At 68.3% G+C, this 16,554-nt stretch carries 13 protein-coding genes; 4 read left to right on the top strand and 9 right to left on the bottom strand.

Translation table 11 applies throughout. The features are described 5' to 3' along the window. Position 1: 1 nt before the first annotated feature. From QRN67_RS01955 to secA, 4 genes are read right to left on the bottom strand one after another with little or no spacing between them, the layout of a single operon-like run. Complete coding sequence (locus QRN67_RS01955; RefSeq protein WP_081267921.1) at positions 2-448, bottom strand: NUDIX domain-containing protein; 447 nt, start codon at positions 446-448, stop codon at positions 2-4. Then, positions 445-1,320 carry an ATP-binding protein gene (locus tag QRN67_RS01950; protein ID WP_285410113.1) on the bottom strand — a complete coding sequence of 292 codons (876 nt, stop codon included), beginning with the start codon at positions 1,318-1,320 and terminating at the stop codon, positions 445-447. Before QRN67_RS01950 ends, QRN67_RS01955 begins: the two co-directional genes overlap by 4 nt. Then, entirely contained in the window at positions 1,317-2,546 is a 1,230-nt protein-coding gene (argJ, locus tag QRN67_RS01945) for a bifunctional glutamate N-acetyltransferase/amino-acid acetyltransferase ArgJ (RefSeq protein WP_081267919.1), read from the bottom strand. Before argJ ends, QRN67_RS01950 begins: the two co-directional genes overlap by 4 nt. Positions 2,547-2,576: 30 nt before the next feature. Continuing rightward, a complete protein-coding gene (gene secA, locus QRN67_RS01940; protein WP_106937020.1) occupies positions 2,577-5,363 on the bottom strand; it encodes a preprotein translocase subunit SecA in 2,787 nt (928 codons plus the stop codon). A gap of 169 nt (positions 5,364-5,532) precedes the next feature. Here secA and QRN67_RS01935 point away from each other — a divergent pair, with 169 nt between their 5' ends. Further along, positions 5,533-5,841, top strand: a complete 309-nt coding sequence (locus QRN67_RS01935; RefSeq protein ID WP_081267917.1) for a hypothetical protein — start codon at positions 5,533-5,535, stop codon at positions 5,839-5,841. 51 nt (positions 5,842-5,892) lie between these two features. Beyond that, positions 5,893-6,879 (top strand): ornithine cyclodeaminase family protein, encoded by a 987-nt coding sequence (locus tag QRN67_RS01930; protein ID WP_285410111.1) that lies wholly within the window; start codon positions 5,893-5,895, stop codon positions 6,877-6,879. Between the two features lie 22 nt (positions 6,880-6,901). On the opposite strand, the gene QRN67_RS01925 is transcribed toward QRN67_RS01930, so the two are convergent. Further along, entirely contained in the window at positions 6,902-8,047 is a 1,146-nt protein-coding gene (locus QRN67_RS01925) for a threonine synthase (RefSeq protein WP_285410109.1), read from the bottom strand. Positions 8,048-8,141: 94 nt separating this feature from the next. Here QRN67_RS01925 and QRN67_RS01920 point away from each other — a divergent pair, with 94 nt between their 5' ends. Next, positions 8,142-8,768, top strand: coding sequence for a helix-turn-helix transcriptional regulator (locus QRN67_RS01920; protein WP_285410107.1), 627 nt, complete (start codon positions 8,142-8,144; stop codon positions 8,766-8,768). Positions 8,769-8,819: 51 nt separating this feature from the next. Here QRN67_RS01920 and QRN67_RS01915 read toward each other — a convergent pair whose 3' ends face one another. Then, positions 8,820-10,064, bottom strand: coding sequence for a pyridoxal-phosphate dependent enzyme (locus tag QRN67_RS01915; protein WP_285410105.1), 1,245 nt, complete (start codon positions 10,062-10,064; stop codon positions 8,820-8,822). A gap of 93 nt (positions 10,065-10,157) precedes the next feature. On the opposite strand from QRN67_RS01915, the gene QRN67_RS01910 reads away from it, so the two are divergent. Further along, positions 10,158-11,078, top strand: a complete 921-nt coding sequence (locus QRN67_RS01910) for a LysR substrate-binding domain-containing protein (RefSeq protein ID WP_285410104.1) — start codon at positions 10,158-10,160, stop codon at positions 11,076-11,078. Positions 11,079-11,085: 7 nt separating this feature from the next. Here QRN67_RS01910 and QRN67_RS01905 read toward each other — a convergent pair whose 3' ends face one another. The 3 genes from QRN67_RS01905 to QRN67_RS01895 form a co-directional block, all read right to left on the bottom strand. Next, on the bottom strand, positions 11,086-11,796 hold the full coding sequence (locus tag QRN67_RS01905) for a PA4824 family protein (protein WP_285410103.1): 711 nt from the start codon (positions 11,794-11,796) through the stop codon (positions 11,086-11,088). 86 nt (positions 11,797-11,882) lie between these two features. Further along, positions 11,883-12,920: a response regulator gene (locus tag QRN67_RS01900; protein ID WP_409196158.1), complete on the bottom strand. Its 1,038-nt coding sequence runs from the start codon at positions 12,918-12,920 to the stop codon at positions 11,883-11,885. Beyond that, the gene (locus tag QRN67_RS01895) at positions 12,917-16,534 is read right to left on the bottom strand and encodes a hybrid sensor histidine kinase/response regulator (RefSeq protein ID WP_285410101.1); all 3,618 of its coding nucleotides are present in this window, start codon (positions 16,532-16,534) and stop codon (positions 12,917-12,919) included. The genes QRN67_RS01900 and QRN67_RS01895 overlap by 4 nt, the downstream gene beginning before the upstream one ends. Positions 16,535-16,554: the final 20 nt, after the last annotated feature.

Below are 16,554 nucleotides of genomic sequence, written 5' to 3'. Positions count from 1 at the left end.
ATCAGTCGGCCGGCGCGGCGGCCGGCTGCGGCGCGAACGGCAGCCCACGCTCCTCGGACAGCCACTGCAGCACGGGCAGCGCGCCCGGCAACACCGGCGTCACGTCCAGCGGCAACTGCTGCCAGGCCATCTGCTGGCCTTCGCGCATCTCGAATTCACCGGTCCAGGCCGTCACCTTGCACCAGTGCAGGCGCACCAGCGCATGCGGATAGTCGTGCTCGGTGATCTTCCAGACCTCGGCGCCGCCGATGGTGATGCCGAGCTCTTCCTGCAGCTCGCGCCGCAGCGCCTGCTCGACCGTTTCGCCCGCCTCGATCTTGCCGCCGGGAAATTCCCAGTAGCCCGCGTAGGCCTTGCCTTCGGGCCGGGTCGAGAGCAGCAGTGCGTCGTCCGACAGGCGGATCAGCACGCCGACGGCGACCTCCGTGTGCTTGCGCGGCTCGCTCACGCGTTGCTCCGACCCGCGTAGTCCCGCGCGAACTGGTAGGCCACGCGTCCGCTGCGCGAACCGCGCTCCAGCGCCCAGACCAGCGCCTCGGGCCGCGCCGCGGCAATGGCGGCCTCGTCCACGCCGAACGACGAGAGCCACTGGCCCACGATCGTCAGGTACTCGTTCTGGCTGAAGGGATAGAAGCTCACCCAGAGGCCGAAGCGCTCCGACAGCGAGATCTTTTCCTCGATCGCCTCGCCCGGATGGACTTCGCCGTCTTCCGTGTGGGTGTACGAGAGGTTGTCCTTCATGTACTCGGGCAGCAGGTGGCGCCGGTTGCTGGTCGCGTAGATCAGCACATTGGGCGTCGACGCCGCGATCGAGCCGTCGAGGATCGACTTCAGCGCCTTGTAGCCCGGCTCGCCCTCGTCGAAGCTCAGGTCGTCGCTGAACACGATGAATTTCTCGGGCCGCTGCGAGACCACCTCGACGATGTCCGGCAGGTCGGTCAGCTCGGCCTTGTCGACCTCGATCAGGCGCAACCCCTGCGGCGCATAGGCCTGCAGGCAGGCACGGATGAGCGACGACTTGCCGGTGCCGCGCGCGCCCGTCAGCAGCACGTTGTTGGCGGGCTTGCCTTCGACGAACTGCTGCGTGTTGCGCGCGATCTTCTCCTTCTGGACGTCGATTTCCTTGAGCGAGTCGAGCGACATCGCGGCCACGTGCTTCACCGGCTCGAGCACGCCGTGGCCCGAGCTGCGGCGGCGGTAGCGCCAGGCGATAGATGCGTTCCAGTCGGCCGGCTCCGCCAGCGGTTGCGGCAGGATCGATTCGATGCGGTTGATCAGCTGCTCGGCGCGCTCGATCAGCCTCTGGAACTGCTCGTTCATGACCGGTAGTCGGCGTTGATGGTCACGTATTCGTGGCTGAAGTCGCAGGTCCACACGGTTTCGCTGGCGTCGCCGCGGCCCAGGCCGATGCGCACCGTGATCTCGCTCTGCTTCATCACGCGCTGGCCGTCTTCCTCGCGGTACGACGGATTGCGCCCGCCCTTGACCGCCACGTGCACGTCGTCGAGGAACAGGTCGATGCCCGTCTGGTCGAGGTCGTCGATGCCCGCGTAGCCCACAGCCGCCAGGATGCGACCCAGGTTCGGGTCGCTGGCGTAGAAGGCCGTCTTGACCAGCGGCGAATGCGCCACGGCGTAGGCCACCTGCCTGCACTCCGCGGCATTGCGGCCGCCATCGACCTGCACGGTGATGAACTTGGTCGCGCCTTCGCCGTCGCGCACGATGGCCTGCGCCAGCTGGCGCGCCACGTCCTGCATGGCGGCCACCAGCGCCTTGCCGTCGGCCGAGTCGAGCGAGGTGATGGCGGCGTTGGCCGCCTTCTGCGTCGCGATGACCACGAACGAGTCGTTCGTCGAGGTGTCGCCGTCGATGGTCACGCGGTTGAACGAGGCATCGGCCAGCAGCTTGGCCAGCGGCTGGATCAGCGAGGGATCGATCTTCGCGTCGGTCGCCATGAAGCCGAGCATGGTCGCCATGTTCGGGCGGATCATGCCGGCGCCCTTGCTGATGCCGGTGATGGTGACCGTCGCACCGCCGACCTGGGCCCGCTGGCTGAAGGCCTTCGGGATGGTGTCGGTGGTCATGATGCCCTCGGCCGCGCGCGCCCAGTGGTCCGCGGAAGCATCGGCCAGCGCGGCCGGCAGGCCGGCTTCGATGCGATCGACCGGCAGCGGCTCCATGATCACGCCGGTGGAGAACGGCAGGATCTGCTCGGGCGAGATTTCCAGCTTGCGCGCCAGCGCGATGCAGGTGGAGCGCGTGCGCATCAGCCCGTCTTCGCCCGTGCCGGCGTTCGCGTTGCCGGTGTTGATCACCATCGCGCGGATGCCGTGGTTCGCGGCCAGGTGCTCGCGGCAGACCTGCACCGGCGCGGCGCAGAAACGGTTCTGGGTGAACACGCCGCCGACGGCGGAGCCTTCGTCGATCAGCACGACGGTCAGGTCCTTGCGATTGGCCTTGCGCACGCCCGCTTCGGCCACGCCGATGCGGACACCAGGCACCGCGAACAGCGCGGCGGGATCGGGAGCAGACAGGTTCACGGGCATGGGATGTCTCTTCTTAGGTTCCGGGTCTGGTCAGGTCAGCTTGCCGTGGCATTGCTTGTACTTCTTGCCGCTGCCGCAGGGGCACGGGTCGTTGCGTCCGACGCGGGCGAAGGCCAGGGCCTCGGCGCTCAGGGCGCCCGCACCCGCGGCCGCCGCGCGGCGCTGGCTTTCCTCGTCGACGCGCACCTCGACCTCGCCCGTTTCCGTCGGCGCGGTGTAGGTGATGTTGGTGACGTTCTCGCCGCGGCTCTCGAGCGCCTCGGCGGCTTCCTCGAGCTGCTCGCCCGATTGCACGCGCACCGTCATCAGCTGGCGCGTGACTTCGTTCTTGACCGAGTCGAGCAGCTGGCCGAAGAGCTCGAAGGCTTCGCGCTTGTATTCCTGCTTGGGCTGCTTCTGCGCATAGCCGCGCAGGTGGATGCCCTGGCGCAGGTAGTCGAGCGAGGCCAGGTGCTCGCGCCAGTGCGTGTCGATGCTCTGCAGCAGCACCATGCGTTCGAACTGGGTGAAGTTCTCCTGGCCGATCAGCGCCACCTTCGCGTCGAAGGTCTCGTTGGCGTGCTTGAGCACCTTCTCGACGATGTCCTCGTCGGCGATGGCCTCCGAGGCCTCGACTTCCTTCTTGAGCGGCATGTCGATGCCCCACTCGGCGAAGAGCGTCTTCTCGAGGCCTTCCAGGTCCCACTGCTCCTCGACCGATTCGCTCGGCACGTACTGGCGCACGAGGTCGGTGAAGCAGCCTTCGCGCAGTCCGGCGATCTGCGCCGTGAGGTCGCCCGCGTCGAGGATGTCGTTGCGCTGCTGGTAGATCACCTTGCGCTGGTCGTTCGACACGTCGTCGTACTCGAGCAGTTGCTTGCGGATGTCGAAGTTGCGCGCCTCGACCTTGCGCTGCGCGCTCTCGATGCTGCGCGTGACGATGCCGGCCTCGATGGCTTCGCCGTCGGGCATCTTGAGGCGGTCCATGATCGCCTTGACGCGGTCGCCCGCGAAGATGCGCATCAGCGGATCGTCCAGGCTCAGGTAGAAGCGCGAGGAGCCCGGGTCGCCCTGGCGGCCCGAACGGCCGCGCAGCTGGTTGTCGATGCGGCGCGATTCGTGGCGTTCGGTCGCGATGATGCGCAGGCCGCCGAGCGACTTCACGAACTCGTGGTCCTTGGTCCATTCGGCGCGCACGTGCTCGATGTCGGCCTTCTTGGTGGCTTCGTCGCGGCCTTCGTCGTTCTCGATGGCCTCGATCATCTTCTCGATGTTGCCGCCCAGCACGATGTCGGTGCCGCGGCCGGCCATGTTGGTCGCGATGGTGATCATCTTCGTGCGGCCGGCCTGCGCCACGATGTCGGCCTCACGGGCGTGCTGCTTGGCGTTCAGCACCTGGTGCGGCAGGCCCGCCTGGGTCAGCAGGCCGTCGATGATTTCGGAGTTCTCGATGGACGAGGTGCCCACCAGCACCGGCTGGCCGCGCTCGTAGCACTCGCGGATGTCCTGGATGGCCGCTTCGTATTTCTCGCGCGTGGTCTTGTAGACCCGGTCGAGCTGGTCGTCGCGCTTGCTGACGCGGTTCGGCGGAATGATCATGGTCTCCAGACCATAGATTTCCTGGAACTCGTAGGCTTCGGTGTCGGCCGTGCCGGTCATGCCGGCGAGCTTGCCGTACAGGCGGAAATAGTTCTGGAAGGTGATCGAGGCCAGCGTCTGGTTCTCGGCCTGGATTTCCACGCCTTCCTTGGCTTCCACGGCCTGGTGCAGGCCGTCGCTCCAGCGGCGGCCGGTCATGAGGCGGCCGGTGAATTCGTCGACGATGACCACTTCGCCCTGCTGCACCACGTAATGCTGGTCGCGGTGGTACAGGTGACGCGCGCGCAGCGCCGCGTTCAGGTGGTGCATCAGCGTGATGTTGGCCGGGTCGTAGAGCGACGCGCCCTCGGGCAGCAGCTTGAACTCGCCCAGGATGCGCTCGGCGTTCTCGTGGCCGTCCTCGGTCAGGAACACCTGGTGGGTCTTCTCGTCGACCGTGAAGTCGCCGGGCACCGTGACGCCTTCGCCGGTGCGCGGATCGGCCTCGCCTTCCTGCTTGGTCAGCAGGGGCACCACCTTGTTGATGGCCAGGTAGAGGTCGGTGTGGTCTTCGGCCTGGCCGCTGATGATCAGCGGCGTGCGGGCCTCGTCGATCAGGATCGAGTCCACTTCGTCGACGATGGCGTAGTTCAGCCCGCGCTGGACCCGGTCGCCGGGCTCGTAGACCATGTTGTCGCGCAGGTAGTCGAAGCCGTACTCGTTGTTGGTGCCGTACGTGATGTCGCTGCCGTAGGCCTGCTGCTTCTCCTCGCGCGGCATCTGCGGCAGGTTGATGCCGACGGTGAGGCCGAGGAAGTTGTAGAGGCGGCCCATCCAGGTCGCGTCGCGGTTGGCCAGGTAGTCGTTCACCGTGACCACGTGCACGCCCTTGCCGGACAGCGCGTTCAGGTACACCGGCAGCGTGGCGGTCAGCGTCTTGCCTTCGCCGGTGCGCATTTCGGAAATCTTGCCGTTGTGCAGCGCCATGCCGCCCAGCAGCTGCACGTCGAAGTGGCGCATCTTCATGACGCGCTTGGAGCCTTCGCGCACCGTGGCAAAAGCCTCCGGCAGCAGGGCGTCGAGGGTCTCGCCCTTGGCGATGCGGTCCTTGAACTCCTGCGTCTTGGCGCGCAGTGCGTCGTCGCTGAGCTTTTCGAACTCGGGTTCGAGCGCATTGATGCGTTCCACCGTCTTGCGATACTGCTTGAGCAGCCGATCGTTGCGACTGCCGAAAATCTGGGTCAGGAAGTTGGTTGCCATGGGTGGAGATGGGCGGGCGCCTGACGCGACAGGCACTTCGACCGGATTCCCTAAGATATGGTGAAAGCAGTTGGGCGCGCTTTCAATGAAAGCAAGCGGCCCTTTTTCCGGCGCGAACGTCGGCAAACCGGGCATTTTAGCTGTCTTGTTTCTAACCCCTGGATTACCCATGTATCGCCGCACTCCCCCCGCCATTTCGCTGCAGCAAGCTGCCGAAGGCTCGCCCACGCTGGGAAGCCTGATGGCGCGCGCCCGCGACACGGCGGAGCGGCTGAAAGCCGTGGAAGGCCTGATTCCACCCGCCATGCGCGGGGCTATACAGGCCGGGCCGGCCGAAGGCGACGTGTGGTGCCTGCTGGTGCAAGGCAGCGCCGCCGCCGCCAAGCTGCGCCAACTGGCGCCGATGCTGGTGACGCGGCTCAAGAACCGGGGCTGGGACGTCGCGAGCATCCGCATCAAGGTGCATACGGGGCGCTGACTTCGGCGGCTGAGCCTATATTTTTCGTCTGAAAATAGATAATATTTCCAGATGACGCCATCTCCAGCCCCCGCCGACGCCCGGCTCCTCCTGCTCGACAAGAACCATGTCGACGCCCTCCTTTCTCCCGATGACGTGCTGCGGGCCGTCCGCGAGGCCTTCGTCCTGCACAGCGAGCGAGAGGGCCGGGTGTTCCCGGTCGTGCGCGAACCGCTGAAGACCGGCGGCGTCTTCGGCATCAAGTCGGGCGACGTGCAGGCCAAGGGCCTGCTCGGCTTCAAGGCGGCCGGCTTCTGGCCCGCCAACCGGCAGCGCGGCGGCGAGCCGCACCAGGCCACGATCCTGCTGATCGACCCCGCCACCGGCCGCCCCCTGTGCGTGATCGACGGCAACGCGGTCACGACCGTGCGCACCGGCGCGGCGGGCGGGCTCGGCCTGCAACAACTTGCGCGGCCCGACAGCACGCGCCTGTGCCTGTTCGGCACCGGCGTGCAGGCGCGCATCCAGCTCGACTTTGCGCTGCGCCTGCTGCCCTCGCTGAGCGACGTTCTCTATATGAGCGCCGACGGCCAGCGCAAGCCGGCATTCGAAGCTGCATTCGCGGGGCGCTGCAACATCGCCCCCGCCAGCGACCGCAATGCGGCCGTCGCACGCAGCGACGTGGTGATCACCGCCACCCCGGGCGGCGGCGCCCTCTTCGACCTGGAGGCCGTGCAGAGCGGCACGCACCTGAACTGCGTCGGCGCCGACACCCGCGGCAAACGCGAACTGCCCCAAGGCCTGCTGCCGCGCACGCGGCTGTTCGTCGATGACGCCACCCAGGCGCGGCAGATCGGCGAGACCCAATGGGCGCCCGACACGCAAGGCACCGAACTCGGCGACCTGCTGAGTGGAAAAACGCCCTTCCATCGAGGGCCCGGAGACATCACGGTCTTCGATATGACCGGCCTCGCGCTGCAGGACCTGACCGTCGCGCGCCTGCTGCAGGCGCGGGCGGACGAAACAGGATCGGGCACGCGCATCGCGTGGCCGTGGTGAGCCGGGCCGTGGCGGCGCGCTGTTAGGAAGCGCCTCCGAACAACCCGGTCATGAACTGGGTGGACTTCAGGCCCGTGCCGGTCAGCAGCGCAACCGTCGTCTCGCCGGCGCGGATGTCGCCGCGCTGCGCCAGCACCTCGATGGCCGCCGCGGCCGAGGCGGATGTCGGCTCCGCGTAGAGACCGATCGCGGCCAGCTGGCGCACCGCCGCCGCTATCTGCTCTTCGGTCAGCGCCACTGTCTTGCCGTTGGTCTCGCGCAGGGCCTGAATGATTTCCGGCAGGCGCACGGGCCGCTTGATTGCCGTGCCTTCGGCAATGGTCGGCTGCACGACACGCTCCACCAGCGTGTCCGTGCCTGCCGTGAAGCTCGCATCGATGGGCGAGCAGTTCAGCGGCTGCGCCACAAAGATGCGCGGCAGCTTGCCGATCCGACCCGCAGCCAGCAGCTCCTTGAAGCCGATCCAGCACCCCAGCACGTTGCTGCCCGCCCCGGTCGGAATCACCACGTTGTCGGGCGCGGCGAAGCCCAGGTCTTCCCACAGCTCATAGGCCAGCGTCTTCGTGCCCTGCAGGAAGAAGGGGTGCCAGTTGTGGCTCGCATAGAAAATCGATTCCGATTGGCGCACCGCCTCGTACTCGGACGCCTCGCGCGGCCCCGGCACCAGTTGCACCTCGGCCCCGAAGGCGCGGATCTGCGCCACCTTGGGCGCCGGCGTGTAGCTCGGCGCCAGCACCTTCACGCGCATGCCCGCCGCCGCGCCAGCCGCGGCAATGGCCGCGCCGCCGTTGCCCGAGCTGTCTTCCAGCACCGCATCGACGCCGATCTGGCGCAGGAACGACATCATCACGGCCGCGCCGCGGTCCTTGAAGCTGCAGGTCGGATTGAACCATTCGAGCTTGAAGTACGGCGCGAGCCCGCCCCAGCGCTTTTGCACCAGCGGCGTAAACCCCTCGCCCATGCTCGCCGGGTTCTCGATGGCCACCGGCAGCGACGCGCGGTAGCGCCAGAGCGAACGCGCGCGCGAATCGATGTCGTCGCGCGAGATGCCGGGCAGCGGCGTGACGAGCATCGGGTTGCCGTCGTCGGAGCGCCAGCGGCGCTCCGACAGTTCGTGGTGCCTGCCGGTGCGCGGATCGACGTAGCGCGCGCGTTCTTTCGAGGTCATTCGCGACTCCATGGACAAAACTGGATAATACATCCAACTCTATACTTTTTGTATAAGTTGGATTATTAGTCCAGCGCTGGATACATTCCATGCGATGAAAAAGAAGTCGAACAAGCAGGTGCTCGAGATGCTGCGCAGCATGGCCGAAGGCCTGGGCGAAACCTTCGCGCCCTTCTGCGAAGTGGTGGTGCACGACCTGAGCAATCCGAAGAACGCGATCTACGCCATCGAAAACAGCCTGAGCGGCCGCGAAGTGGGCGAGTCGGTCACCGAGCTGGGCCTGGCGCGCATCCGCGACCCGGAGTTCCCGGCGGTGATCTCGAACTACGCCAACACTTTTCCGGACGGGCGCAAGGTCAAGAGCACCTCGATCGGCATCAAGGACGAGAGCGGCGAGTACGTGGCGGCGCTGTGCCTGAACGTCGACCTCACGCTGTTCCAGAGCTTCCAGGGCGCGATCTCGCAGTTCATCCGCATCGACGACAAGGAAGTGCACGAGCACATCGAGGCCGGCGGCAACCACACGGACCGCATCCATGCGCGCATCGACGAATTCGCGGCCGCGCGCGCGACCACCTCGCGCTCGCTCAAGCCGGCGGACCGCAAGCAGCTGGTGCAGGAACTGAAGAAGGCGGGCCTGCTGGAAGTCCGCCGCGGCGCCGAGATTGCCGCGGCGCACATGGGCGTGTCGCGCGCCACCGTCTACAGCGACGCCAGATAGCCGCGCCGGCGGCCCGCCGCTGGAACCGATGGCGCGAAATCGGGCCGCGGGTCAGGCCACTGGATCAGGCCAGCTCGGGTCGCTCGACGCGCTGGCGGTCAGCATCAGCACCACACGTGCGTCGGCCGCGACGGCGTTGCTCTCGCGCAGCTTCTTCAGCGCGGCAAGGCCACCTGCGGAACACAGCTCGGCGCTCACGCCGGCCGCGGTGAGCAGGCGGCGCGCCTCGCGGGCTTCTTCGTCGCCCACCACCACCGCGCCGCCGCGGGTGGCGGTCGCGGCCTGCCATTGCAGGTAGGTCACGGTGGCGCCGGCGGTCGAGAACTGCGCGGTGTGGCCGGGGTAGCTGCCGTTGATCGCGCCGCCCGCCAGCACCCGCGACAGCCGCGCGAAGGGCTCCACGAGCCACAGTTGCGGCAGGCGTGCAATGCGCCCAGCCGCCAGCAGGTCGCGAAAGCCCGCGTAGATGCCCCAGGCCAGGTCGCCCCGTGCGGTGGGAATGACGATGTGATCGGGCAGGCCGCCTTCGGTCACGCATTCGAGGGCGATGGGCTTGTAGCCCTCGATCGCCAGCGGTGCGCTGCCCAGCGCGGGCAACCGGTAGTTGGTCAGCGCGAAGTAGCCCGGGTGCTGCGAGCGCTCGCGCACGAAGGCCCAGCGGCCCGCGTTGTCGGCGAACACATAGCGCCGCGCGCCCAGCGCATCGAGTTGGCGCGCGTAGGTGGCGGGCAAGCCCTCGTAGGTGGCCACCTCGCAGCCCAGGCCCGCGGCCCAGGCATAGTGCGCCGCCGACACGGCCGCGTTGCCCGAAGAGGCCAGCACCAGCGTGTGCGCATCGAAGTCGAAGGCCTGCGCCACCCCTACCGCGGTCATGCGGTCCTTGTGAGAGCCGGTCGGATTGCACGACTCGTCCTTGAGCGCCAGGCCCGCGATGCCGAATTGCCTTGCCAGTTCAGGCATCTCCTGCAGCGGCGTGTTGCCCTCGCCCAGCGTGAAGCCCTGCCCATAGGGCATGGGCAGGGTATCGGCCGGGCCGTCGGGCAGGTAGCTGGCGCGCAGCGCGACGTGAACGCCCTCGCGCTTGCAGGCCGGGCAGCCGTCGTGCGTCAGCGTGACCGGGTAGAGCGCGTCGCATCGCAGGCACTGCAGGCCACGCAGGCGTGGGTTGCGCAGGGGCTTGGGGGTGCGGTCCCGGACCATGCCCGGCGAAGCGCCCGAATGGGGGGCTGAATGGGGGGCCGAAGGATCCGCTGGCGGTGCTGCGAACTTGAAGTCCAGAACTGGCGATGTCGTCACGAGCGTCTTGCGTTGTAGGTTGTGCCCAAATCTTATGCAATAAGAAATAAAATTACGCAGCCCCAGATACTCAACCGATAACAAAACTTATCGATGCGCTTCGCCGAAATCGAGACCTTCCGGGCCCTGATGCGCGGCGGTTCCACGCGCAAGGCGGCCGCCCTGCTGCAGCTGACGCAGCCTGCCATCAGCCAGTCGCTCAAGCGTTTCGAAGCACAGGCGGGCATGCTGCTTTTCGAGCGAACGGGCGGCCGCCTGGTGCCCACGCCCGAGGCGCGCGCCCTGTGGATCGAGGTCGAACGGGTGTTCATCGGCATGGACGCCATCGAGCACCGGGTGCGCAGCCTGCGCGACTTCGGCGTGAGCCAGCTCGAGCTGAGCTGCTTCCCGGCCTACGGCCTGGGCTTCATGCCGCGCGCACTGGCACGGCTGAAGGCGCACCGCGGCGCAAGCCCCTGGCCGCAGGTGTCGCTGCAGGTGCTGAGCTCCAAGGACGTGCGCGACCGCGTGGCCATGGGCATCTCCGACTTCGGCCTGATGGCCGACGAGTTGTCTCTCGAGGGCATCGACCATTCGACATTTGCGCGCTTTCCCGGCGTGGTGGTGATGCCGCCGGACCACGCGCTCGCGCGCTTCAAGACCATCAAGCCGGAGCAACTCGCCGAAGCCCCCTTCATCGCGCTGAACCCGGAAGACCCTTCGCACCAGCGGCTCGAGGCCGCACTGGCGCCCCACGGCGTGGCGCTGCGCGTGCTGGTGCAGACGCCCTACGCGGCAAGCGTGTGCGAAATGGCCCTGCGCGGCCTGGGGGTGGGCATGGTCAACCCGATCACCGCACTCGACTATGCGGAGCACGGCCTGGTGGTGCGCAAATTCTCGGTCGACGTGTACTTCACCTGCCTGCTGGCCATGCCCGCGGGCAAGGTGCTGTCGGCCACCGCGCGCGACTTCATCTCGCTGATGCGCCAGCAACTGGCCGAAGACGAAAAGCGGATCCTGCGCTACCTGCGCTGACGGCGCCTCACTTCCAGGTGAACTCGTGGTTGAGCCCGACCACGAAGCCGCGCACGCCCTGCGAGCCGGTGCGCGAGGTGCTCACATCCACGCTGATGAGCGGCGTGAGGCTGAAGCGCCCGCCGATGCGCGAGCTCCACTCGCCCGCCGCGCGGTTGCGCTCCGCGATGAGCGACACGGTGTCGTTCAGCGCCCATTCGACGGCGGCGCCGCCGCGGGGTGTGCGAACGCCGGTGCCCGGCGCCCAGTCGGCACCTAGGTTCACATGCACCTGCAGGCTGCTGGCGGGCCGCCAGGTCATCGGCACGACGAACTGCCCGCCGGTGCGGCCGCCGCGCTTCAGGTCGGAAACGGTGCTCGCGGACAAGGCCGCGCTGAACGGCGCGTCCGGCGCCTGTCCGAGGAAGTTCCATTTGAGCTGCAATCCCCCGGTGAGCGAATGCACGCCCGCCACCGAACTGCGGTCGAAGTTCAGGCCCAGTTCGACCGGTCCGACCCGGCAGGCCGGCCCGAAGTGAAAGCCCGTGACCGGCTCCGCGCCGGCGCGGCCCCACCAGGTTTCGTATTGGCATTGGCCCGGGTCGAGCATGCCTGCGTCGTCGACATCGAAATGCCCGGACGCCTGCGCGCCCAGGCTCGCGAATGCGAGGCAGGAAGCGGCAAGCGCTGCGCCGCGGTGCGGCGGTGGAGTCGTGGTTCTTTGCCTGTTGTTCTTCATGGAGCGCATGCCTGTGGCCCTCGAACCATTCTAGGGACGCCGAAAGTCGACGCCATGACGCGGCGCAACCGGCCCCGCCGAAGCGCTCAGATCTCGAACTGCGGCTGCAGCTCCCGAATGCGCTTGATGGCCACGCCCGCGGCGGCCGTGCGCGTCTCGACGCCGAGCTTCACGTACACCCGCTCCAGGTGCTTCTTGGCGGTGGCCGGGCTGCTGCCCAGGATTTCGCCGATGTCCTTGTTGGTCTTGCCCTTGACCACCCAGTAGAGCACCTCGGCCTCGCGCGCCGTGAGCTTAAGGCTCAGGCTCATGGCCTCGATCACGCCGGTGCCGGACACCTCCCGCATGATGATCATCCACTCGTCGCCGTCGTCGTCGCTGCCGGTCTGCTGGTGCAGCCGCAGCGTGAGGCTGCCGGCGCCCTGCGCAATCGACAGCGGAGGCGGCTCGATGCCGCGCTGCCGCGCATCGGGCGCATGCCTGCGCAGCCACTCGAGCACGGCGGGCGGCGTCTCCGGCGCGCGGGTCTCGCAGTAGCGCTCCAGCAGGTCGCGCGCCAGCGCCGTCTGCCAGATCAACCGGCCCTCGGGCAGCCTCACCGTGATGCTGGCGTAGCCGAAGGCGTCGAGCGCATTGCGCGCCTGGCCGGCCTGCTGCGCGTCCTGCCGGGCGCGTCGCGCGCCCTGCAGGTGCACGTTCATGCGCGCCAGCACCTCCTTCGGCTTGATGGGCTTGGTGACGTAGTCGACACCGCCCGCCTCCAGCGCGGCCACCAGGTGCTCGGTCTCGGTCAGGCCGGTCATGAACACGATGGGGATGTGCGCCGTGGCGGCATCGGCCTTGAGCCGGCGCGCCACCTCGAAGCCGTCGATGCCCGGCATCATCGCGTCGAGCAGCACGATGTCGGGCCGGGCCTGCGCGGCGCGCTGCAGGGCCTGCTCCCCGTTGGTGGCGATCAGCACCGTGTAGCCCGATTCGTCGAGCGCGTCGTGCAGCACCGCGAGGTTGTCGGGCACGTCGTCCACGATCAGCACGAGGTCGCTGTTGGCGCCCTGCTGCTCGCGCAGCGTGCGGGCAAGCGGCGATGTTTCCATGGTCGGGTTCGAAGGGTTGGTCGTGGTCATGGCGCGCTCACTGCCGCCTCGGCCAGCGCGCGGCTCATGGCCTCGAACTGGAACTGCCGGGCCAGCACGCGCTGGGCTTCGGTCCACGCCATGCATTCTGGCTGCGCGGCGTCGATGTCGTCGAGCTGGTTCATGATGCCGCGGAAGTAGCCGAGGCTCACCGCTTCCTCCAGCGCTCGCAGGCGGGGCAGCGACGGCGCCTGCAAGGCGCGCGGCGGCACCGCGGCGGCCGGCGTGGCGGCGGCGGTGTCGGTCCATTGCAGCCCCAGCCTGCGCTCCAGCCAGTCGAGCAGTTCGGTATGCCGCACCGGCTTGACGAAGAAATCCTCGGGCGCGATGCCGACGTCGTTGTCGAGCCCCTTGTCGAAGGCGTTGGCGGAAACGATGGCCACCGACGCCCCGGTCAGCCCCAGCTTGCGCGCGCGGCGGATGGTCTCCCAGCCGTCGATGCCGGGCATCGCGAGGTCGACGAACATCGCGTCGGGCCGGTAGCCGGCGGCAATCAGGTCCAGCGCGTCGTGCCCGCTGGCCGCGCTGCGCAGCTCGAAGCCGAGCGGCGCGAGCACATGGCCCAGCAGGTCGCGGTCGGCCTCCTCGTTGTCGACCACCAGCAGGCGGCGGCGCGGTCCCTGGTAGCCGCGCCGCGCGCGCTGCACCGGCACCGGCCGCCCGGTGCCGGCCGCCGTGTCATGCACGCGCGGCAGGAACAGGCGCACGCAGAACAGCGAGCCCTCGCCCGGCGTGCTTCGCACCTTCATCTCGCCGCCCATCAGGTCGGTCAGCATCTTCGCGATGGTGAGCCCCAGCCCGGCGCCCGGCGCGGCCGCGGCGCCCACCGCGTTGCCGCGCGCAAAGGGCTCGAAGATGCGCTCGATGTCCTCGGGCGGCATGCCGGGGCCCGTGTCCTCGATCTCGACCGAGGCGAATTCGCGCGCATAGGCCAGCCGCAGCGTGACCTGCCCCGCCGCCGTGAACTTGATCGCGTTGCCCAGCAGGTTGATGAGGATCTGCAGCACGCGCTTTTCGTCGGCGCGCACCACCTCCGGCAAGGGGCCCGCCGCCTCGAAGCGGAACTGCAGCCCCTTCTCCGCCGCCTGCAGCTCGAACATGTCGGCCAGTTCGCGCAGCGTGTCGGCAAAGCGCATCGGCCGCGCATGCAGCGTGAGCTTGCCGGCCTCGATGTGCGCAATGGCCAGCGTGCCTTCGATCAGCGACAGCAGATGCTCCCCGCCGCGCTTGATGACCGCCACCGCCTGCTGCCGGTGCGGCGGCACCGACTGGTCCTCGCCCATCAGCTGCGCATAGCCCAGGATGCTGTTGAGCGGCGTGCGCAGCTCGTGGCTGATGGCGCTGATGTAGCGGCTCTTGGCCTGGTTGGCCTGGTCGGCGGCCTGCTTGGCGAGTTCGGCCGCGAGCTTGGCGTGCTCCGCCACTTCGCGCGCCTCGTCGGCCGCCTGCTTGGCCGCCTGCAGCGCGCGGTCGGTCTCGCGGTGCAGCTCGATCTCGCGCACCAGCAGGTGCGTCTGGCGGTTCGACTCTTCCTGCGCCACCTTGCGGCTCTGGTGCGCGAGCACCAGCCACCACGCCACGATGCCCGCGATGACCAGCAGCGCCATGTAGGCCTTCAGGAAGCCCGAGCGCAGGGACAGCTTCTGCGCGCCCGCCAGCGCCGCGGCCACGTCGGCCTGCGAGGCCAGCTCCAGCGCGCCTTCGCCGAACGCGCGCAGCTCCTGCTGGTAGAGCACGCCGAATACCACCGCCAGCAGCGGCACGATGATGAGCATCAGCAGCAGGAAATGCCCGAGCCCGGTGTCCAGGTAGCGCCAGCTGCGCCGCGGCAGCAGCCAGCGCAGCACCGCCGACCACTGCGCCGACAGGCTCGCATGCGGCTTGCACAGGTCGCCGCAGCGGGCGTCGAGCGTGCAGCACAGCGAGCAGATGGCGCCCTGGTAGGCCGGGCAGTGCGCCATGTCGGGCCCTTCGTACTCGCGCTCGCAGATCACGCAGTGCTGCACCTTCAGGCGGCGATAGCTGTCGTCGTGCGCCACCTTCGCCCAGCGCACCGCGCGCGGGCCCGGCGCGGGCGCGAAGGCCACGGCGCCGTTCGCCCACGAGCCGCGCGCCAGGTAGTACTTGCCGCCCGTGGCCCACGCCAGCAGCGGCGACGCCACCAGCGCCGTGCCGAGCGCGATCAGCGCCGAGAACGCCTGCGCCAGCGGCCCGAACACGCCCAGGTGCGCGGTGATCGACAGCACGGAGGCCAGAGCCATCGCGCCCACGCCCACCGGGTTGATGTCCCACAGGTGCGCCCGCTTGAACTCGATGCCCGGCGGCGACAGCCCCAGCGGCTTGTTGATGACGAGGTCGGCCACCACGGCCATCATCCAGGCGATGGCGATGTTGGCGAACAGGCCCAGCACGTCGCCCAGCGCCTCGAACACGTTCATCTCCATCAGCATGAAGGCGATCAGCGCGTTGAACACCACCCACACCACGCGCCCCGGGTGGCTGTGCGCCACGCGCGAGAAGAAGTTGCTCCAGGCCAGCGAGCCCGCATAGGCGTTGGTCACGTTGATCTTGAGCTGGGAGATCACCACGAACAGCGCCGTGGCCGCCACCGCCCATCCGTAGTTCGGAAACACGTACTCGTAGGCCGCGAGGTACATCTGATTCGGGTCGACCGCGCGATCGGCCGGCACCATGTGCGTGATCGCCAGGTAGGCCAGCAGCGCCCCGCCCAGCATCTTGAGCACGCCCAGCACCACCCAGCCCGGACCGCCGGCCAGCACCCCGGCCCACCAGCGGCGCGCCGTGGCCGCGGTGCGCGCAGGCATGAAGCGAAGGTAGTCGGCCTGCTCGCCCATCTGCGTGATCAGCGCGATGCCGACGGTGAGTGCGGCGCCAAAAAGGTGCAGATTGAAGCCCTGCGTGCCCGACCTGACACCGTTGTAGTGCACAATGCCCGCAAAAGCACCAGGATCGCGCATCAGCACATAGCCGAAAGGCACCACCAGCATCAGCAGCCACAGCGGTTGCGTCCACAGCTGCAGCCGGCTGATGGCCGACACCCCGTGCGTGACCAGCGGAATCACCACCAGCGCGCACACCAGGTAGCCCCATACCGGCGGAATGCCCAGCGCCAGCTCCAGCGCATAGGCCATCACCGCCGCCTCGAGCGCGAAGAAGATGAAGGTGAAGCTCGCGTAGATCAGCGAAGTGAGCGTGGAGCCGATATAGCCGAAGCCGGCGCCTCGCGTGAGCAGGTCCATGTCGACGCCGTAGCGCGCCGCGTACACGCTGATCGGCAGGCCGGCCAGGAAGATGATGAGCCCCGTCGCCAGGATCGCCCAGAAGGCGTTGGCAAAGCCGTACTGCACCAGCAGCGTGGCGCCCACCGCCTCCAGGATCAGGAACGACGCCGCCCCGAAGGCCGTGTTGGCCACCCGCCATTCGGACCACTTGCGAAAGCGCTGCGGGGTGTAGCGCAGGGCGTAGTCTTCCAGCGTTTCGCTGGCGACCCAGCTGTTGTAGTCGCGCCGCACCTTGACGATGCGCTGGGGGGCGTCGTCGGGAGTGGTGGGTACGGCATCAGGGTTCACACCGTTTCGGTGCATCTTCCGTGCCATCCGTACGG

This window comes from Variovorax sp. efr-133-TYG-130 (genome assembly GCF_030208835.1).
Lineage (GTDB): Bacteria > Pseudomonadota > Gammaproteobacteria > Burkholderiales > Burkholderiaceae_C > Variovorax.
Note: the sequence above shows the minus strand (reverse complement) of the source record. Positions and strands in the feature narration are given on the sequence as shown.